At 67.4% G+C, this 18,226-nt stretch carries 16 protein-coding genes and 1 tRNA gene; 9 read left to right on the top strand and 8 right to left on the bottom strand.

Annotation, left to right across the window (positions count from 1 at the left end; all coding sequences use genetic code 11):
* Nucleotides 1-37: 37 nt before the first annotated feature.
* From QN315_RS07425 to QN315_RS07415, 3 genes are all read left to right on the top strand, one after another.
* Nucleotides 38-112: transfer RNA gene (locus QN315_RS07425), tRNA-Thr, on the top strand.
* A 123-nt stretch (nt 113-235) separates the two neighbouring features.
* Nucleotides 236-409 carry a hypothetical protein gene (locus QN315_RS07420; RefSeq protein WP_323992591.1) on the top strand — a complete coding sequence of 58 codons (174 nt, stop codon included), beginning with the start codon at nt 236-238 and terminating at the stop codon, nt 407-409.
* Between the two features lie 594 nt (nt 410-1,003).
* Complete coding sequence (locus QN315_RS07415) at nt 1,004-1,999, top strand: hypothetical protein (RefSeq protein ID WP_323992589.1); 996 nt, start codon at nt 1,004-1,006, stop codon at nt 1,997-1,999.
* Between the two features lie 52 nt (nt 2,000-2,051).
* On the opposite strand, the gene QN315_RS07410 is transcribed toward QN315_RS07415, so the two are convergent.
* Together QN315_RS07410 and QN315_RS07405 are read right to left on the bottom strand one after the other, a co-directional pair.
* Nucleotides 2,052-3,008 (bottom strand): glycosyltransferase family 2 protein, encoded by a 957-nt coding sequence (locus QN315_RS07410; RefSeq protein WP_323992587.1) that lies wholly within the window; start codon nt 3,006-3,008, stop codon nt 2,052-2,054.
* Nucleotides 3,009-3,060: 52 nt separating this feature from the next.
* Nucleotides 3,061-4,158: a hypothetical protein gene (locus QN315_RS07405; RefSeq protein WP_323992585.1), complete on the bottom strand. Its 1,098-nt coding sequence runs from the start codon at nt 4,156-4,158 to the stop codon at nt 3,061-3,063.
* 459 nt (nt 4,159-4,617) lie between these two features.
* Here QN315_RS07405 and QN315_RS07400 point away from each other — a divergent pair, with 459 nt between their 5' ends.
* Nucleotides 4,618-7,791: a methyltransferase domain-containing protein gene (locus tag QN315_RS07400; protein WP_323992583.1), complete on the top strand. Its 3,174-nt coding sequence runs from the start codon at nt 4,618-4,620 to the stop codon at nt 7,789-7,791.
* A gap of 31 nt (nt 7,792-7,822) precedes the next feature.
* Here QN315_RS07400 and rfbD read toward each other — a convergent pair whose 3' ends face one another.
* From rfbD to QN315_RS07370, 6 genes are all read right to left on the bottom strand, one after another.
* Nucleotides 7,823-8,740, bottom strand: coding sequence for a dTDP-4-dehydrorhamnose reductase (gene rfbD / locus QN315_RS07395; protein ID WP_408904623.1), 918 nt, complete (start codon nt 8,738-8,740; stop codon nt 7,823-7,825).
* A 56-nt stretch (nt 8,741-8,796) separates the two neighbouring features.
* The gene (gene rfbC / locus QN315_RS07390; RefSeq protein ID WP_323992581.1) at nt 8,797-9,348 is read right to left on the bottom strand and encodes a dTDP-4-dehydrorhamnose 3,5-epimerase; all 552 of its coding nucleotides are present in this window, start codon (nt 9,346-9,348) and stop codon (nt 8,797-8,799) included.
* Nucleotides 9,338-10,228: a glucose-1-phosphate thymidylyltransferase RfbA gene (rfbA, locus tag QN315_RS07385; RefSeq protein ID WP_323993319.1), complete on the bottom strand. Its 891-nt coding sequence runs from the start codon at nt 10,226-10,228 to the stop codon at nt 9,338-9,340. The genes rfbC and rfbA overlap by 11 nt, the downstream gene beginning before the upstream one ends.
* A gap of 53 nt (nt 10,229-10,281) precedes the next feature.
* Nucleotides 10,282-11,352: a dTDP-glucose 4,6-dehydratase gene (gene rfbB, locus QN315_RS07380; protein ID WP_323992579.1), complete on the bottom strand. Its 1,071-nt coding sequence runs from the start codon at nt 11,350-11,352 to the stop codon at nt 10,282-10,284.
* A 132-nt stretch (nt 11,353-11,484) separates the two neighbouring features.
* Complete coding sequence (locus QN315_RS07375; protein WP_323993317.1) at nt 11,485-11,634, bottom strand: DUF3309 family protein; 150 nt, start codon at nt 11,632-11,634, stop codon at nt 11,485-11,487.
* Nucleotides 11,635-11,714: 80 nt separating this feature from the next.
* Nucleotides 11,715-12,401 carry an AIM24 family protein gene (locus tag QN315_RS07370; RefSeq protein WP_323992577.1) on the bottom strand — a complete coding sequence of 229 codons (687 nt, stop codon included), beginning with the start codon at nt 12,399-12,401 and terminating at the stop codon, nt 11,715-11,717.
* 194 nt (nt 12,402-12,595) lie between these two features.
* On the opposite strand from QN315_RS07370, the gene QN315_RS07365 reads away from it, so the two are divergent.
* The 5 genes from QN315_RS07365 (at nt 12,596) to pstB (ending at nt 18,223) form a co-directional block, all read left to right on the top strand.
* Nucleotides 12,596-12,769, top strand: coding sequence for a hypothetical protein (locus QN315_RS07365; RefSeq protein WP_176640142.1), 174 nt, complete (start codon nt 12,596-12,598; stop codon nt 12,767-12,769).
* A gap of 255 nt (nt 12,770-13,024) precedes the next feature.
* A complete protein-coding gene (locus tag QN315_RS07360) occupies nt 13,025-15,268 on the top strand; it encodes an EAL domain-containing protein (protein ID WP_323992575.1) in 2,244 nt (747 codons plus the stop codon).
* A gap of 148 nt (nt 15,269-15,416) precedes the next feature.
* The gene (gene pstC / locus QN315_RS07355) at nt 15,417-16,385 is read left to right on the top strand and encodes a phosphate ABC transporter permease subunit PstC (protein WP_408904603.1); all 969 of its coding nucleotides are present in this window, start codon (nt 15,417-15,419) and stop codon (nt 16,383-16,385) included.
* An 85-nt stretch (nt 16,386-16,470) separates the two neighbouring features.
* Nucleotides 16,471-17,373 (top strand): phosphate ABC transporter permease PstA, encoded by a 903-nt coding sequence (gene pstA, locus QN315_RS07350; RefSeq protein WP_323993313.1) that lies wholly within the window; start codon nt 16,471-16,473, stop codon nt 17,371-17,373.
* A 52-nt stretch (nt 17,374-17,425) separates the two neighbouring features.
* Nucleotides 17,426-18,223, top strand: coding sequence for a phosphate ABC transporter ATP-binding protein PstB (gene pstB / locus QN315_RS07345; RefSeq protein WP_323992573.1), 798 nt, complete (start codon nt 17,426-17,428; stop codon nt 18,221-18,223).
* Nucleotides 18,224-18,226 lie beyond the last annotated feature (3 nt).

Raw genomic sequence — 18,226 nt, 5'->3', positions numbered from 1 at the left:
CTGCGAACGGAGACGGTAGGAAGCGCCCATCCACGCTGCTGCTGTAGCTCAGTGGTAGAGCACTCCCTTGGTAAGGGAGAGGTCGACAGTTCAATCCTGTCCAGCAGCACCATGATTTCCCTTTTCTTCTTCCATTCGTGCATTGCATCGTGTGCCTGACGGCCGGCAGGGTCGGTTTGTCGATCGCGGCCGATGCGCCATATCCTCGGCCCGGGCGGATCGGGAGGTCACGGACATGTCCACGCATTACGGCGGGAATGAAGCCCTGTCGCGGCTGATCGACGAGGCCAGGGATCGCGTGCAGTCGCTGGCCGCACGCCTGCGCGGGGAAGAGGCGAGCGAGGAGACCCGGCGGCTTGTCGCCGACCTGGCGGATCTGCTGGACGGCATCGGCGATATGGCGCGTTGAACCGGACACGTTGAACCGGGCGCGCTGACCCGTTCGTCCGCAAGCCCAGGCGGGGCGGTGGGGGCGTGGCGCCGGCCAAGGGGTCCAGTGTTCGCGGCCGGCGCCACGACCCTGATCTCGCCATCCGATTCCGACCGAAATATGGCGCGCATGACGGCCGACTCGTCGTGCGCCGCGTCCGACGATCAATTATCCTTGATCCATTAAAAGATAATTCACGGACGCGAAGACGCGGCCGATCGGCGGCGATGTAACAATTGGAAATTAGGCAAGGGCACATCGGGCGCGTAAAGATAAACCATCAATTCCGCTCCCCCGTCTTCGGAAGAAGGGAGCCGCCTTTTACTAAAAATCATGCTTTTCTGTGCTCTAGAGCCATATCCATTCACACTGGTTCACGGATATGGCTCTAGCTCATTGTTTTAACGAGCATCTTTATCCAACCGGATGAGTCCATTCGGTCGGATGATGCTCTAGGGGGCATGACCTCTGCCGGCTACCCGTGGGTATCCCCATGCGGGCTTATGGAAATATTGGAGCGCCCGAGAACTCTTCCCGATGACGGAGGGCGTCCGGCCGCGAGAGATCCGACAGATGCATATGAATTCTGGTCATGTGATCGTCGTGCTGGGCATGCACCGCAGCGGCACCAGCGCGATCACCAAGGCGCTGCAGGTGCTGGGTGTCTCGCTGGGCGAGAACCTGATGTCGCCGGCGGCCGACAACCCGACGGGATTCTGGGAAGACAACGATGTGTGCCGCATCAACGAGGCATTGCTGCGGCATATCGAGGCGGCCTATGACCATCTCGGCCTGGTCGGTTCGCTGTCCTGGCCGCATCCGGTCCTGGCCGAATTGCGGGCCGAGGCTGCCGCGCTGCTGAAGGCGCGGCTGGCATCCTGCGGGGGGCTGTGGGGTTTCAAGGATCCGCGTACCTGCCGGCTCATGGATTTCTGGCGTCCGGTGCTGGAGGCAACGGGTTGCAGGGTCGGCGTCGTGCTGCCGCTGCGCAATCCGCTCAGCGTCGTGCGTTCGCTCGAACGGCGGGAGCGGATGCCGGCCGAGCGGGGCTACATGCTGTGGCTGGAACATGTCGTCTGTTCGGTTCTGTCCACCGGGGACGTGAAGAACCGGGTCATCGTGGATTACGACCGCATGATGGAAGATCCGTCGCGGCAACTGCACCGCATGGCCGACCGGTTGGGCATGGCGGTCGATCCCGTGGCCTGCAGGGAATTTTCCAATTCCTTCCTCGATGAAACGCTCCGGCATTCGCGCGGCTCGTTGCGCGACCTGGCCAGGGATTCCCGCGCCCCCCACGCGGTGTCCGAGCTGTTTCACATTCTGTCCGATTGCGCCGACGATCGCGCCGACCTCGAATCCCGCGACCTGTACCTGGCCTGCCTCGATGTCGCGCGGTCGATCGAGACATGGCGGCCGTTATTGACCTATTACAACCGGCTGGAGGACAGCCTGGCCGAGCCGGTCGAGGCGCGGAACCGCTGGAGCGTAACCGAAATCCGTGCCTTGCTCCGGCCGGGCACGCTGGCGCGTTCGGTCCTGGGCGCCCTTCCCGAGTGGCGCAGATGACGCAGATGATTGGCGCAGATGACCGGTGTGACGGTGACGGGCCGGCGGGCCGTCAGCGCGGCGAATCCGTGACGGTTTCGACGATGAATCGGGGGCGGCGCTTCGTTTCCAGATAGATCTTGCCGATATACTCGCCCAGCACGCCGATGGACAGGATCTGAAGCCCGCCCAGGGCCAGCAGGGGCAGCATCACCGAGGCCCAGCCGCTGACGACGGTCGCGCTGAAGACGAGGCGTTCCAGAAGAACCCACAGGCCCGTAACGGACGATGCAAGGAAGACCACGACGCCGAACGCGGCGATCATTCGGAGCGGGAGCACCGAAAAGGACGTGATGCCGTCGATCGCCAGCGCCAGCATCTTCGCCAGCGTATATTTGCTGTTTCCGAATTCGCGGGCTTGTCGCTCATACGGGATGATCGACGTTTTGAAGCCGATTGTGGGGATGATGCCACGCAGAAAGAGATTGACTTCGTTATGCGCCAGAAGCACGCGAAGCGCCCGCTGCGACATCAGCCGGTAATCGGCATGATCCTCGATGACATTGACCCCGAAAAGGGTCAGGAGCCTGTAATACGCGCGTGCGGTTCCCTTCTTGAAAATCGTGTCGCTCGTGCGCGAGGATCGTACGCCCAGGGCCAGGTCGAATCCGCCCTGGTACGCAAGCAGCATCGCCTCGATCGCGTTGATGTCGTCCTGCAGGTCGCAATCCATCGTGATGATGGCATCAGCGTCCGCATGGCTCAACCCGGCGAGCATCGCATTCTGATGGCCGAAATTGCGGGACAGTTTCAGTCCGACGACCTGGGCCGGCTCGGCGTGCGCCGCGATGATGGTCCAGGTGCGGTCCGCACTGCCGTCATCGACCAGGATGACGCGCCAATGGCGCAGCGCGAAGCGCGGGTCGGATTGCAGGCCGTCCAGGTAGGAAAGAATCCGCGGCAACGTAACGGGCAGCGCGTCTTCCTCATTATAGCACGGGATGACGACGTCTAGGCTGTAGGGGGTCATTCGGACGGTCCGGCTGGCGAGATGAAGAATGGTCGGGAAATAAAGGCGCGCGTCACATCAGGAACCGGGAGCCCTGGTACCAGAGGATGACGAACAGGGCCTGAACCATGGAAAAGACGCACAGGATCAGCGAGAAGACGGGGCGAGGCAGTTTCTGCAGGAACGCCGACACGAGCATCAGCGTCACCGGATTGGCGTAGATATATCGCGTGCTGGACCACAGGCCGGTAGCTGTCGAGAGCAGGAGCGTCAGCGCGACGAGAACGGATTCCAAGACGAATCCCGACAGGAATGCCCACAGGACGAGGCAGGCTGCGACGAGGCAGGCGAGCGCGAAATAGGTCAGGCTTTCCTCATGCCCGGGCAGGAACGCCGCGGCGGTCAGGTCGCGGGCGCGGAGCCCGTGCCAGATATGCGCCACCGGATTGCCGGGATGGCGCCCCCACGCCGTTTCGATATGCTTGAAGGCCAGCGCGTCCCCCACATGGACGTGGAGATAGAGCATATAGCCCAGCAGCCCGATTCCCCCGACCGAACCCAGAAGGAGGCATTGCGCAACGGCCCGGGCCACCGATCGCGCGATGTCCGTCCCTTGGATGCGGGCATGCAGACAATGCGCGACCATGCGGGCGCCGCCCAGGACGGCCAGCAATGGCGCCGCCGTCGGACGGCTGGCGGTGAAGAAGGCCGCCACGGCGGACGCCAGCCACGTCCTTTCGCCACGGAGCAGGAACAGAAGGGCGATCAGGAGAATTCCATAGAGCGTCTCGGTAAATGGGACCCTGAAATACAGGCTGAACGGTGAGGCAAGAAAGACGAGAACGGTCATATAGGCGTTCGTCTCGCGTCGTTTCGTCTTGAGGTACAGGGCGCTTGCCACCGCCATCAACGGAAAGAGCGCATTGTTCAGAACGACGCCGCAAAGCTGATAGCTGAAGCCCGTAGCGGCATGGATGGCACGCAGCAGCAAGGGGAACAGCGGGAAGAACGCCCAGTTTGCCTGCCCGTTGGTATTGCCGCCGAGGTGAGGGTGCAGATCGTACCCGGCGGACGCGATGCCGATATACCAGCCGCAATCCCATTCGCATGCCGAATAGGAAAAGCCGCTGAAGACTTTGGCGACGGCGACATAATACAATAATATGGACACGTGGCAAAATAACGTGAATGCAATAAGCCGTGGGATGTCCGTCGTGGCGTCTTTGACGACAAGTTCGCTTTCAATTTTCATGAATTGTTTGCCGCGTCGAGGGGGTAGGAATTCGGATCATGTTCTGGCTTCTCGAGAAAAATATCGGTAAAAACTTTTTTACAATTTATATTCGTCGCCGTATATCATAGGCTCGGTTCGGATCTACTGAAAATCGTGCCCGTCTGTTGCTGGCGCGCCATGTATGATTTGGCTTTATCCCGTGGCGGGCAGGGTCACGGAACCGGTCCTTGGCATTCGCGTTGGCTGCGTCTTGGGATGTCATATGATTGTCTTATTGTGTGCTCACTCTATAAGCACATGGCTGGCGATTCGGTCACGGGGGTTGCGCGCCCGTGGCCTGGATCGGATTGATCTTGGATCCCCGATGCTCCGTCGAGGATCGCGTAAGAGGACAGAATGGGTGAAGTGATCCGCCGGGAGACCGCCAAAAAAACGTTCGAATTCAACGGAGAGCGGTTCACTTCCGACGTATCCGGCCAGATCGCGATCGAGCATTATCACCGTTACCTGCTGGCGCGGGCCTTCTGTCGGGGCCGGTCGGTCCTGGATGTCGCGTCGGGCGAGGGGTACGGGGCCGCGCTGCTGGCCCAGGTGGCGGCATCGGTGACGGGGGTGGAGATCGACGCGGCGTCGGTGGCGCATGCCGTCGAATCCTTCGGGCGGCCGAATCTGCGTTACCTTCAGGGGGATGCCCGCGCGCTGCCCTTGCCCGACGACAGCATCGACGTCGCGGTCTCGTTCGAGACGCTGGAGCATCTGGACGATCAGAACCGCTTCCTCGCCGAAATCCGGCGCGTCCTGCGCCCTGACGGGCTGCTGGTCATCAGTACGCCCGACCGGATCGTCTACTCCCCCGCCGGCGCGCCGCCCAACCCGTTCCATGTCCACGAACTGACCGCGCGCGAGTTCGAATCGGCGCTTCGTTCGGTTTTTCCGAACGTCACCCTGATGGCCCAGCGGCCGATGATCGGTTCGGCCATCCTGCCGTCCGGCCAAGGGGGGCCGCCGCTGGTCTTCGACCGGCAGGGGGAGGGGTATTTCGAGGCGACGGACTACATGCCGCGGGCCCCTTATCTGATCGCCTTCGCCTCGGCGGCGGCGCTGCCGGAACTGTCCGCTTCGCTCTATATCGAACGCAGCGACCTCGATACCGATCCGCGCGTGCGGGCCGATGCCGAACTGGCGATGATCGGGATGCGGGGCGCGCTGGAAAAGGCACAGGAGAAGGCCCAGGCGGATCGCGAGCGGGCGGCGGCCGATCTGTCCGACCTGCAGGCGCGCCTGGCCGCGCTGTCCGCCCGGGCGGACAGCGCGGAGAATGCCGCGCGGCTCAGCGCGGCGGACGCGATCGCCAAACAGAACGCCGCAACCGGCCTGTCCCGGCAACTGGCGGCGTCCGAGGCGCGATTGCTGGCGATGGAGACCAGCACGAGCTGGCGGCTGACCGCGCCGGTGCGTCGCCTGGTCGAACGCCATCCGCGAACCGGACGCGTGGTGACGCTGGGCGTGAAGGCGGCATGGTGGACCCTGACCGGGCAATTGCCCGAGCGTCTGCGGCTGCGGCGCCTTCACCGCGCGCGCAGCGCCGCCTTCATGCCGCCGGCCCCGGCGGATTTCGACCCGCCCTTGCTCGACACGCCGGACGGGCCGATTCGCCTGCGGACCAGCGACGCGCCCCGCGTGTCGGTCATCATCCCGACCTACGGACAGGACGATTTCACGTTGCGCTGCCTGGCGTCGATCGCGGCCTATCCGCCGATCGCCGCCATCGAAGTCATCGTGATGGACGACGCGTATCCGAAACGGCAGGACCCGTCTTTCCTGCAGGCGCGCGTCGCGGGCGCGCGCATCGTCCGCAACGCCGGCAATCTGGGTTTCCTGCGAACCTGCAACGCAGCGGCGGAACTGGCGCGCGGGGAATATCTGTTCTTTCTGAACAACGATACCCAGTTGCGCCCCGGCGCGATCGACGCGCTGGCCGACCTGTTGCTGGCGCGCCCGGATATCGGCATGACCGGATCCAAGCTGGTCTACCCCAACGGCCTGTTGCAGGAGGCCGGCGGCATCATCTGGCAGGATGCGACCGGCTGGAACTTCGGACGGAACCAGGATCCGGGCCGCCCGGAATATAATTACCGGCGCCCGGTCGATTACATCTCGGGCGCCGCGATCATGATCCGCCGCGACCTGTTCGAGACGCTGGGCGGGTTCGACACCGATTTCTCGCCGGCCTATTACGAAGACACCGACCTGGCGTTCCGCGTGCGCGCGGGCGGCTTCGGCGTGGTCTACGAACCGCGGTCGGTCGTCGTCCATTACGAGGGCATGTCGCACGGGACGGACCTGGCGTCGGGGGTCAAGGCCCATCAACTGGTCAATGCGAAGCTGATGCGCACCCGCTGGGCAGAGGTGCTGGACCGGAGCCATTTCGCAGGGGCGGCCGACCTGGTGCGCGCCTATGACCAGGCGCGGGACCGGAAAATCATCCTGGTGATCGACCACTATGTTCCCGAACCCGACCGGGACGCCGGATCGCGCACCATCATGGGCGTCCTGCGCAGTCTGGTCGAGTCGGGCTGGGTCGTGAAATTCTGGCCGCAGAACCGCGCCTATTCGCCGGTCTATACGCCGGTTTTGCAGGATATGGGGATCGAGGTCCTGGACCATCGCCGGCCGGACGACCTGGGGGCGTGGCTGGCGCAGCGCGGCGACGCGCTGGACTGCGTGCTGGTCAGCCGGCCCTCGGTGGCGATGGAGCTGCTGCCCCCTCTGCTGGCGCATCGGCGGGCCCGTCTGTGCTTCTACGGCCATGACCTGCATTTCGAGCGGATGCATCGCGAGGCGATGCTGACGGGCGATGCCGGCCAGATGCGCGCGGCCGAGGAGATGAAGCAGATCGAGCGCCGCATGTGGCGAGCGTTCGACACCAGCATCTATCTGTCGCAGGAGGAAGTGGACACGGCGCGGAAACTGGAGCCCGAACGGGATTTCCGGGCCGTCGTCCCCTATGGTTTCGCCGATTTCACCCATCGTGACCGCGTGACGCCGGGCAGCACGATCCTGTTCGTGGCGGGTTTCGCCCATCCGCCGAACGAGGACGCGGCGCTCTTCCTGGTCAATGACGTCATGCCGCTCGTGCTGGCGCAGCGTCCCGATGCCAGGCTCCTGCTCGTCGGGTCCCAGCCCTCGCCGGCCGTCAGGGCGCTCGCCAGCGCGGTCGTCACGGTCACCGGCTGGGTCAGCGACGCGCAACTGGATGAATATTACGGCGCCAGCCGTGCCACGGTCGTCCCCCTTCGCTTCGGCGCGGGCGTCAAGGGCAAGGTGGTCGAGGCCCTGCGCCAGGGCGTGCCGTTGACGGTCACGCCGATCGGCGCCGAGGGGATCGACGGATTGCCCGACATCCTGCCGATCTCCCGCACGGCGCGGGACATCGCGGACGACCTGCTGCGGATGCTGAATGACGATGCCGCCTGGCTGGCGCGATCGCATGCGCAGACCCGCTTTGCCCAGGCCCGTTTTTCGGACGAGGCGGTGCGCAGGTCGGTCATCGCCGCACTGGAGCCGTAGGGCGTAGGGCGGGACCGGACTCCGGCCGGCGCTACGTCGCCGGCGCCGTCAGTGTGGCGACGACCTTGGCGACGCTGTTGCGCCAATGGGGCAGGCGGACGCCGAAGACGTCGTGCAGGCGGGTGCAGTCGAGGCGTGAATCGGCGGGGCGGGCCGCCGGGGTCGGCCAGTCGGCGGTGGCGATGGCCTGGATCTCGGGCATCTTGTGTCCGGCCCGGGCCGCGTCCTCCAGCGCCGCGGTGGCCAGGCCGTGCCATGTGGTATCGCCCGTGCCGGCGGCGTGGAAGAGGCCGGCATACCCGGCCTGCCAGCCGGTGCGGCCGATCCGTTCGGCGATGGCGAGGATGGCGGCGGCCAGGTCGTCGGCGCTGGTCGGATTGCCCCGCTGGTCGCCGACCACGCGCAGGACCGGGCGCTTGGTCGCGGCATCCAGCATGGTGCGCACGAAATTGCGGCCATAGGGCGAATAGACCCAGGCCGTGCGCAGGATGATCGCGCGGTCATGCGCCTGCAGGATCGCCCGTTCGCCGTCCAGCTTGGTGCGGCCATAGACCGTGCGCGGCGATGTCGGGTCCGTCTCGGCATAGGGCGTGCCCTTGGTGCCGTCGAACACATAGTCGGTGGAGACATGGATCAGCGGAACGGCCCGGGCCGCGCAGAGTTCGGCCAGGCGGGCCGGGCCGTCGCGATTGGCGCGCTCGGCGGCGGCGACCTCCTGTTCGGCGGCATCGACCGCCGTCCAGGCGGCGGCGTTGACCACCAGGCCGGGGACCACCAGGCCGGGGACCACCAGGCCGGGGACCACCAGGCCGGGGACCACCAGGCCGGGGACCACCAGGCCGGGCGCGGCCGTATCCAGGGCCGCCTCCAGCGCGGCGTCCAGCGTCTCGGGCCGGTCGAAATCGATGGCGGGCCGCCCGAGACGGTGCAGGCCGGGACGCCCGGCCATGGCCAGCGCGGTGGCAAGCTGGCCGGACCGGCCGATCACCAGGATCGGGGACACCGTCAGAACCAGTTCCGCACGGCCGAAAAACCCGGCGCCTCGGCGTCCTTGTCCGACAGGATGGCCTCGCCCGGCGCGACCGGCCAGGGGATGTCCAGTTCCGGCGTATTCCACAGCACCGACCGCTCGCAGTCGCGGTTCCACAGCGCGGTGCATTTGTACTGCACCTCGGCATTCTCGGTCAGCGTGCAGAAACCGTGCAGGAAGCCCGGGGGAATCCAAAGCTGCGATCCGTTTTCGGCGTTCAGTTCGGCCGCCACCCAGCGGCCGAAACTGGGCGAATCCTGCCGCGCATCCACCGCGACGTCCCAGATCGCGCCGCGCGTGCAGCGCACCAGCTTGCCCTGCGCGTGGGGTGCCAACTGGCAATGCAGGCCGCGCACGACGCCGCGCTGGCGCGACAGGCTGTGATTGTCCTGGACGAAGACGGCGTCGATGCCGGCTTCCGCCATGCTTCGGCTGTTATAGGTCTCGGAAAAGAACCCGCGCTCGTCGGCGAAACGCGGCGGCGTCAGCAAAAGAATGCCGGGGATCGAAAGCTGTTCAACCTGCATGGGGCGACTCGTGCTGTCCTTCCGCCAGTTCGTGCAGCATGCGGCCGAGCTCGGTCTTGTGCATGCGTGCCGCCGTCGCGCGCAATTGCGCGGCATCGATGAAGCCCATGCGGAAGGCGACTTCCGAAGGCGATCCGACCAGCATGCCCTGCCGGGACTGGATCGTCTGCACGAACAGGCCGGCCTGCATCAGCGCGTCGGGCACCCCGGCATCCAGCCAGGCGCAGCCGCGGCCCAGCCGTTCGACCTGCAGCGAGCCCTCCTGGAGATAAAGCCTGTTCAGGTCGGTGATCTCCAGCTCGCCCCGCGCCGAGGGCCGGATTTCGCGCGCCAGGTCCAGAACGCGGGAATCGTAGAAATACAGCCCCGTCACCGCCCAGTGCGAGGTCGGGTTGGCGGGTTTTTCCACCAGGTCGACGGCCCGGCCGCTCTCGTCGAACGTCACCACGCCATAGCGCTCGGGATCGCGCACCTGATAGGCGAACACGGTCGCGCCCTGGCGGCGCCGCGCCGCCGCCTGCAGCAACTGGCCGAGGTGATCGGCGAAGATCAGGTTGTCGCCCAGCACCAGCGCGCAGGGCGCGCCCGCCAGCCAGTCGCCGGCGATCAGGAACGCCTGGGCGATGCCGTCCGGCGACGGCTGCTCGCGATAGGTGAAGCGGACGCCGAATTCCGAGCCGTCGCCCAGCAGGCGGCGGAACTGCGGCAGGTCGTCGGGGGTCGAGATGATCATGATGTCGCGGATGCCCGCCAGCATCAGGGTCGACAGCGGGTAATAGATCATCGGCTTGTCGTAGACCGGCAGCAACTGCTTGCTGGCCGCCAGCGTCATCGGATGCAGGCGCGTGCCCGAGCCGCCGGCCAGCAGGATGCCCTTCATCGGTGTTTCGACCGGGGGTGTTTCGACCGGGGGCGTTTCGATCTTCGGTGTGCTCATGCCGCGGCTCCCGCCGGGGCGACGCCCAGCCGTTTCGTGCTGTCGTGGCGGGCCTGCAGCGCCGTCCACCAGTCGCGATTGTCCAGATACCATTGCACCGTGCGGCGGATCCCCGTCTCGAAATCGTGGCGGGCCCGCCAGCCGAGGGCGGATTCGGCGTGCGCGGGGTCGATCTCATAGCGGAAATCATGGCCGGGCCGGTCATGCACGTGGTGGATCAGCCGCGCATGCGGCCCGGCCGGATCGGGGCGCAGCTCGTCCAGCACGGCGCAGATCGCGCCGACCACCTGCAGGTTGCTGCGCGGCTGGCGCGCGCCGATGGCATAGGTCTCGCCCGGCCGGCCGCGTTCCACGGCCAGCACCAGCGCCTCGGCATGGTCGTCGACGAACAGCCAGTCGCGCATGTTGCCGCCATCGCCATAGACCGGCAGGCCGCGCCCGGCGATGGCGTTGATCGTCACCAGCGGGATCAGCTTTTCCGGGAAATGCCAGAACCCGTAATTGTTGGTGGTGTTGGTGACGAAGGCCGGCAGGCCATAGGTATGCTGCCAGGCCCGCACCAGATGGTCCGACGCCGCCTTGGACGCCGAATAGGGGCTGCGCGGGTCATAGGGCGTGGTCTCGCAGAACGGCGCATCGTCGGGCTGCAGCGCGCCGAACACCTCGTCGGTCGAGACATGATGGAAGCGGAAGGCCGCGCGGCCGTCTGCATCCAGCCCGGACCAATACTCCCGCGCCGCTTCCAGCAGCGTGTAGGTGCCCAGGATATTGGTGTGCATGAACACCCCGGGCCCGTCGATCGACCGGTCCACGTGGCTTTCCGCCGCCAGGTGCATCACCGCGTCGGGCCGGTGCGCGGCGAAGATCGCGCGCATCGCCGCGCCGTCGGTGATATCCGCGCGCACATGCACATAGCGCGGGTCCGTCGCCGCCGCCGCCGTCGACTCCCCGGTCGCCGCATAGGTCAGCTTGTCGACATTCACCACCGAATGTCCCGTCGCGCCAATGATATGGCGCACCACCGCAGAGCCGATGAACCCACATCCGCCGGTCACAAGTATACGCATCGACCGTCCACCGTTCCGTCTCCAGTTTCCATCCCGGGCATGTCCCGTCTCATGCGGCCATCATGCAGCCCTGTGGCTAATGCATGATGGCGGCCTCTGCAACCGCGCGGCAATGGCGGCACCCGCCCCATCCTAGGCGCCCAGCAGGTACAGCAGCAGGACGATCAGCAGGATCAATCCCACGCCGCCCGCCGGGAAATAGCCCCACCGGCGGCTGTAGGGCCAGGCAGGCAGCGCCCCGAGCAGCAGCAGGACGATGACGATCAGCAAAATCAGGCTCATCATGGCATGTCCGTTCGGCGCCGGAAAACCGGCGCCCGCTCCGCCATAACGGCCGGGGGACCGGCCGGTTCGCGCCGCGCCTATGCCCTCAGATAGGGCGCCAGCGTATGGGCGAGTCCCGGCATGGTCAGGGTCTGCAGCCAGACGCGCCCCGGGCCGGTCAGCCTGGCCAGGAAGAATCCGTCGCCGCCGAAGAGCTTGTTGCGGATGCCCGGCAGCATCGTGATGTCGAACGACACCGTCTCTTCGAACATGCCGACCAGGCCGGGATGCACGTCCACCGCTTCGCCCGGCGCCAGGTCGTGGGGCACGATCTCGCCGCCCAGCATGCTCCAGAACGTGCCCTGGCCGGCGACGCGCTGCAGGCGGAATCCGTCGCCGCCGAAAATGCCGGCCCCCAGCGACCGCTGAAGGGCCAGGTCCAGGGTCACGCCCGGCGTGGCGCACAGAAAACCATGGCGATGCACCAGCATGGCCCTGCCGCCGCCCACCTGGTGTTCCAGGATCCGCCCCGGTACCTTGGCCGCGAACGCGACCAGGCCCGGGCCGCCCTGGGCGGTGAATTCGGTCATGAACAGGCCGCCGCCGGCAAGCGACCGGCGGACCGCGCCGAACACGCCGCCCGTCCCCGCGCCCGACAGGGTGGTGGACAGGGCGACGTTCGGGGTCTTCCACGACAGCTCGCCCGTCTCGGCGATCAGCCGCTCGCCGGCCTCCAGCATCACGCGCAGCACCGGAAGGATCGTGCCGTCGATCGTCGTGCGCATGCCGGGTCCTGTGCATGGAGAAGGGGAAAGAAGAGCCGGCAGCCTATCGCATCGCGCGGCGCGGCGGGAACATTTCGGTGAGACCGGGCCGAACCTGCCGGGCCAGGCATGAACGACAGGCAGGCCGGGGCGTTTTCATGCCGTTTCCCGGATCGGGCCCCTATCGGCCCCCATATCGGGCAAAGGAGGACGTCATGACGTGGATTCTGCATAATAACCACGATAATGGCCACACCGCCGAGACGCCGTTCGCCACCGCGCATGAGCGCCGCACCGCGCTGGTCGCCGCCGCCATCGTCGTCGGCTTCGTCGCGACCATCATTCTGGCCTGCGCGTTCATGCCGACGATTCCACTCTATCATTTCTGATCTCATGTTTCGGCATCCCGGCCCGGCGGAACGGCGCGCGACGAGGTCCCGCCGGCCGATCGGGGGAGGATTGCGCTCGTTGTTTTGGATAAGAAATAAATTTTCCCGGCCACGGGCGGTCCGGGCCATTGAAATGAGGCGATTTTTCATGCATGCGGGACAACGGTGCGCGCATGAGGAGGTGGCGATGTTCGACAGACCGTCCGTGCCGTCTTCCGGTCCCGACGCCCGCCGAGGGACGTGACTCCGCGCGACATGCCCGGCCTGGCGGACGGGGTGGATGCCGCGGGGCGGTACGCCACCATCGTGACCCAGAGCGACCGCCCGATGATGATCCTGGATTCGCTGGACCGGATCGTCTTCGTCAATCCGGCCTTCACCCGGGTGCTGGGCTATGCACCGCACGAGGTGCTGTCGCGGGACGTGTCGGTGATGCTGTCGGCGCACGAGGCCGACATGCCGGCCCTGCGCGAGTTCCGCGCCAATCTGGGCGCCCGCCGCAGTTTCGAGATCGACCTGCATGCGCGGGCGCGTGACGGGCGCGACCTCTGGTTCTGCTCCGCCGCCAGCCCGGTCGGGGGCGGCGCGGGGACCGAGGGCGAGACCGTCGTGGTGATGACGGACGAGACGCAGTACGTGGCCCTGCGCGACCTGCGGATGGAGGTCATGGCCGCCCTGACCGGGGCGATGGATTTTCCCGGCGTGATGGGACTGATCTGCCGGCTGATCGAGGACATCACCCCCGACGTCGTCGCCACGATCACGGTCCGGTCCGAGGACGGGTCGGCCTGGATGGCCGGCCGCCATGCCATGCCGGCATCGGTGGCCATGGCCTGGGCCGGCATGGCGATGGGCCCGATGACCGGCTGTTGCGGGGCGGCGGTCCATATGGGTGACGAGATCCTCGCCGCCGACATCGGCAGCGACCCGCGCTGGGCGAATCCGCTGCGCGACCTGGTCCTGCCGCTGGGGCTGGCGGCGTGCTGGTCCTCGCCGATCCGCATGCGCGACGGCACGGTGGCCGGCAGCCTGGCCCTGTATTTCCGCACCCGGCGCGAACCCGCGCTGTGGCACCGGCGGGTGGTCGATGCCTGCCTGCTTCTGTGTACCCTGGCGATGGAACAGGAAAACGCGCGGACGCGCATCGCGCGGCTGGCGCATTACGACGCGGTGACCGGCCTGCCGAACCGCACCTGGCTGCGCGAGCACCTGCAGGCCGGGCACGATGGCGATGGCTGGGACGCGCCGACCCTGATCGCGGTCGATATCGACCGCTTCCGCGAGATCGGCGATGCGCTGGGGGCAGGCGGCGCGGACGCGATCGCCATCGGCGTGGCCGAGCGGCTGAAGACGGTCATCGGGGGGGACGACCTGCTGATCCGCAGCGGCGAGGACGAGTTCACCGTCGTGACCGGGCCGCCCCGGCCGACGGCGCGGCCTGGACGCGCGCCGGCCGCGGATCGCGACGGGGTGCTGGCGGTCGACCATGCCGCGTCGCTGGCCGGGTCGATCCTGCGCGCGGTGGCGCGGCCTTTCGCGGTCGACGGCGTGTCGGTCGGTTCGACCGCCAGCATCGGGATCTGTGTCGCCGTCGGCGCGGCGCAGCCGGTCGAAACCGTGCTGCGCCATGTCCAGATCGCGGTATCGCGGGCGCGCGATGCCGGGGGTGATACGTATCGCTTCTTCAGCCCGGAAATGAATCGCCGTGCGCAGGACCGGATCATCCTGGCCGGGGCGCTGGGCGAGGCGCTGTCGGACGGGCGATTGAGCCTGGTCTACCAGCCGCAGATCCGTCCCCGCGACGGCGCGCTGTACGGCGTCGAGGCGCTGGCCCGCTGGCACGACCCGGCGCAGGGGGATATTCCGCCCGCCCGCTTCGTTCCGCTGGCCGAGGAAAGCGGGATGGTCGAGGCGCTGGGAGAATGGGCGCTGCGCACGGCCTGCCGGCAGATGGCCGAATGGATCGCCGCGGGGATCGAGGTCCCGGCGGTGGCGGTCAATCTGTCGGCCCGCCATTTCCGGGACCCGCGCCTGCCGGGGGTGATCGCCGCCATCCTGGCGGAAACCGGCATTCCGCCCAGCCGGCTGATGGTCGAAATGACCGAGAGCTGCATGATCGCCGACGAGGCGCGGACGATCGCCGCCGCCCATGCCATCCGCGCGCTGGGCGTCGGCCTGTCGATGGATGATTTCGGCACTGGTTTTTCCAGCCTGGCGAACCTGGTCAACCTGCCGCTCAGCGAGGTCAAGATCGATCGCGGCTTCATGGGCGGGCTGGAGCAGGCCGGCACGGCCCATTCCATCGTGAACGCGGTGATCCGCATCGGCCAGAGCCTGGGCGTGACCGTGGTGGCCGAGGGGGTGGAGACGCGGCGGCAATTGGAATTGCTCGACGACCTGGAGTGCCCCGTGGTGCAGGGATACCTGATGTCGCGGCCGCTGCGCGCGGGGCGGGTGCCGCACTGGCTGGCGGCCTGGCAATGTCAGGCCGGCCCCTGACGCGCGGTTTTCCGCCACGGACGGGGCGGAAAACCGCGGATTGTTGTCATAAAAACTTAATCGGCCGCGCCGGGCTGGCTGATTGAAGCGGCGTGGGCCGAACGCTATGGGTGGTTCGGTTATGGACACGGCATCGGGATAGTGACGTATGCAACGGATGCCGACCCAGGCCGCGCGGAACGATGTTCCGGCGGGGCGACGCGGATTCGGAACCGGCGGAGACGTGGTTTTCGCGGCTGCGGTGCGGCTGAGCGGGTGGTCGCTTCTGGCGCTTCTTGGGGGTCTGATCGGGGTTCTGGCGTGGGGCGGGGCGCAGGCATGGGGTGCGTTCGGCCCCGGCTTTGCGTGGAGCACGGCATGGAACCCGGTGTCGGAGCATTTCGGGGCGCTTGCGCCGGTGTTCGGATCGGTGATGACGACGGTGCTGGCGCTGCTGATCGCGGTGCCGCTGGCGTTCGGGATCGCGTTCTGGCTGGTGGAGATGGCGCCGGGGTCGGTCGCGGGGCCGATCGGCATGGCGGTGCAGCTTCTGGCGGCGGTGCCGTCGATCATATTCGGGATGTGGGGCTTCTTCGTGATCGTGCCGGTGATGGCGCGGGTGGTGCAGCCGTGGGCGAACCGGCATCTTGGGCATGTGCCGGTGCTGGGGGTGCTGTTTCACGGGGCGCCCTACGGGACGGGGCTGCTGACCGGCGGGCTGGTGCTGGCGGTGATGGTGACGCCGTTCGTGTGCGCGGTGATGCGCGACGTGTTCACGGCGATGCCGGCGCAGATCCGCGAGAGCGCCTATGGGCTGGGTGCGACGCGGTGGGAGGTGATGCGCAGCGTGATCCTGCCCTGGTCGCGTCCGGCGCTGGTGGGCGGGGTGATGCTGGGGATGGGGCGGGCGCTGGGCGAGACGATGGCGGTGACCTTCGTGATCGGCAACGCCAACCGGATCGGCTGGTCGCTGTTCGCGCCGGGGAACACGATCGCGTCGCTGATCGCGCTGGAATTTCCCGAGAGCGCGGCGGGCAGCCTGAAATTGTCGTCGCTGCTGGCGCTGGGCTTCATCCTGATGGTGATCTCGTTCGTCACGCTGGCCTGCTCGCGGGTGCTGCTGCGGCGGGGGGCGTGAGATGGCGGACCGGGAGAACGGGACGATGAGCGGCGGCGCGGCGCCGGGTGACGCGACGTCCGGTGACGCGGCGCCGGGTGACGCGATGTCGGGAGAACTGGCCGGGGTGCCTGCGGCGCCGTCCGGGGCGGGCTGGGGGCGCGGCGGCCGGCTGGCGGCGCGGCGGCGGCTGGCGGACCGTCTGGCGACGGGGCTGAGCCTGGGGGCGACGGGGATCGTGCTGCTGGCGCTGGGCTCGATCCTGCTGACCTTGCTGGCGCGGGGGCTGCCCGGCCTGTCGGCGGGGACGCTGGTGCGGGTGATGACGCCGCCGGGCGGCGGCGGGGGGCTGGCGAACGCGATCGCGGGCAGCCTGGTGCAGACCGGGTTGGCGGCGGCGATCGGCACGCCGGTGGGGCTGCTGACAGGGATCTACCTGTCGGAATACGCGACCGACGGGCGTGTGGTGGCGGTGGTGCGGTTCGTGTCGGACATGATGCTGTCGGCGCCGTCGATCCTGGTGGGTCTGTTCGTGTATCTGGCGCTGGTGGCGCCGGTGGGGCATTTTTCTGGCCTGTCGGGGGCGGTTGCGCTGGCGGTGCTGTTCGTGCCGGTGGTGGTGCGGACGACCGAGGACATGCTGCGGCTGGTGCCGCTGACGATGCGCGAGGCGGCCTATGCGCTGGGGGCGCCGAAATGGCGGGTCGTGCTGCAGGTGTGCCTGCGGGCGGCGCGGGCCGGAGTGCTGACGGGGATCCTGCTGGCGGTGGCGCGGGTATCGGGGGAGACGGCGCCGCTGCTGTTCACCTCGCTGGGGAACATGAACTGGTCGCTGTCGCTGGCCGCGCCGATGGCCAGCCTGCCGGTGGCGATCTATCAATATGCGGGGTCGGCGTATGACGACTGGGTGCAACTGGCCTGGACGGGCGCGCTGCTGATCACGGCGGGGGTGCTGGTGCTGAACGTGGTGGTGCGGATGTGGCACCGGCGGCTGGGCGCGGGGCAGTAGGGCCATGGACGGTGCGCCGATGGGACATCAGGACCCGATAGGAAATCAAGAAATGAGGGACGGGGTGATGCAGGACGTGCCGGCGGCGGATGCCGCGGCGCCGGCGCTTTCGGTGCGTGGGCTGGATTTCTGGTATGGGGCGAACCGGGCGCTGCGGGACATCACGCTGGATTTTCCCGCGCGGCGGGTGACGGGGATGATCGGCCCGTCGGGGTGCGGCAAGTCGACGCTGCTGCGGGTGCTGAACCGGATGTATGATCTGTATCCCGGACAGCGGGCGACGGGGGAGGTGACGTTCGACGGGCGGAACATCCTGTCGCCGGAGATGGACCTGAACGTGCTGCGGTCGCGGATCGGGATGGTGTTCCAGAAGCCGACGCCGTTTCCGATGTCGATCTACGAGAACATCGCGTTCGGGGTGCGGCTGCACGAGACGCTGACGCGGCCGGAGATGGATGCGCGGGTCGAGGACGTGCTGCGGCGGGTGGCGCTGTGGGGCGAGGTGAAGGACCGGCTGGGGACGTCGGCGACGGCGCTGTCGGGGGGGCAGCAGCAGCGGCTGTGCATTGCGCGGACGATCGCGACGCGGCCCGAGGTGATCCTGCTGGACGAGCCGACCAGCGCGCTGGACCCGATCTCGACGGCGCGGATCGAGGAATTGCTGGACGAGCTGAAGGCGGAGTTCACGATCGCGATCGTGACGCACAACATGCAGCAGGCGGCGCGCTGCGCGGACCGTGTGGCGTTCTTCTACCTGGGGGAACTGGTCGAGGTGGACAATGCCGACCGCATGTTCACCGCCCCGCGTGAGCGCCGCACCCAGGACTACATCACCGGCCGCTTCGGCTGATAC

Source organism: Nguyenibacter sp. L1 (genome assembly GCF_035199985.1).
Classification (GTDB): Bacteria; Pseudomonadota; Alphaproteobacteria; order Acetobacterales; family Acetobacteraceae; genus Gluconacetobacter; species Gluconacetobacter vanlangensis.
Note: the sequence above shows the minus strand (reverse complement) of the source record. Positions and strands in the feature narration are given on the sequence as shown.

What these genes read in the sequence shown, in the direction of transcription:
- QN315_RS07420 (WP_323992591.1), top strand. Translation starts at nt 236, where the DNA reads ATGTCCACGCATTACGGCGGGAATGAAGCCCTGTCGCGGCTGATCGAC.
- QN315_RS07415 (WP_323992589.1), top strand. Translation starts at nt 1,004, where the DNA reads ATGCATATGAATTCTGGTCATGTGATCGTCGTGCTGGGCATGCACCGC.
- QN315_RS07410 (WP_323992587.1), bottom strand. Translation starts at nt 3,008, where the DNA reads ATGACCCCCTACAGCCTAGACGTCGTCATCCCGTGCTATAATGAGGAA.
- QN315_RS07400 (WP_323992583.1), top strand. Translation starts at nt 4,618, where the DNA reads ATGGGTGAAGTGATCCGCCGGGAGACCGCCAAAAAAACGTTCGAATTC.
- rfbD (WP_408904623.1), bottom strand. Translation starts at nt 8,740, where the DNA reads ATGGCCGGGCGTCCCGGCCTGCACCGTCTCGGGCGGCCCGCCATCGAT.
- rfbC (WP_323992581.1), bottom strand. Translation starts at nt 9,348, where the DNA reads ATGCAGGTTGAACAGCTTTCGATCCCCGGCATTCTTTTGCTGACGCCG.
- rfbA (WP_323993319.1), bottom strand. Translation starts at nt 10,228, where the DNA reads ATGAAGGGCATCCTGCTGGCCGGCGGCTCGGGCACGCGCCTGCATCCG.
- rfbB (WP_323992579.1), bottom strand. Translation starts at nt 11,352, where the DNA reads ATGCGTATACTTGTGACCGGCGGATGTGGGTTCATCGGCTCTGCGGTG.
- QN315_RS07375 (WP_323993317.1), bottom strand. Translation starts at nt 11,634, where the DNA reads ATGAGCCTGATTTTGCTGATCGTCATCGTCCTGCTGCTGCTCGGGGCG.
- QN315_RS07370 (WP_323992577.1), bottom strand. Translation starts at nt 12,401, where the DNA reads ATGCGCACGACGATCGACGGCACGATCCTTCCGGTGCTGCGCGTGATG.
- QN315_RS07365 (WP_176640142.1), top strand. Translation starts at nt 12,596, where the DNA reads ATGACGTGGATTCTGCATAATAACCACGATAATGGCCACACCGCCGAG.
- QN315_RS07360 (WP_323992575.1), top strand. Translation starts at nt 13,025, where the DNA reads ATGCCCGGCCTGGCGGACGGGGTGGATGCCGCGGGGCGGTACGCCACC.
- pstC (WP_408904603.1), top strand. Translation starts at nt 15,417, where the DNA reads ATGCAACGGATGCCGACCCAGGCCGCGCGGAACGATGTTCCGGCGGGG.
- pstA (WP_323993313.1), top strand. Translation starts at nt 16,471, where the DNA reads ATGTCGGGAGAACTGGCCGGGGTGCCTGCGGCGCCGTCCGGGGCGGGC.
- pstB (WP_323992573.1), top strand. Translation starts at nt 17,426, where the DNA reads ATGAGGGACGGGGTGATGCAGGACGTGCCGGCGGCGGATGCCGCGGCG.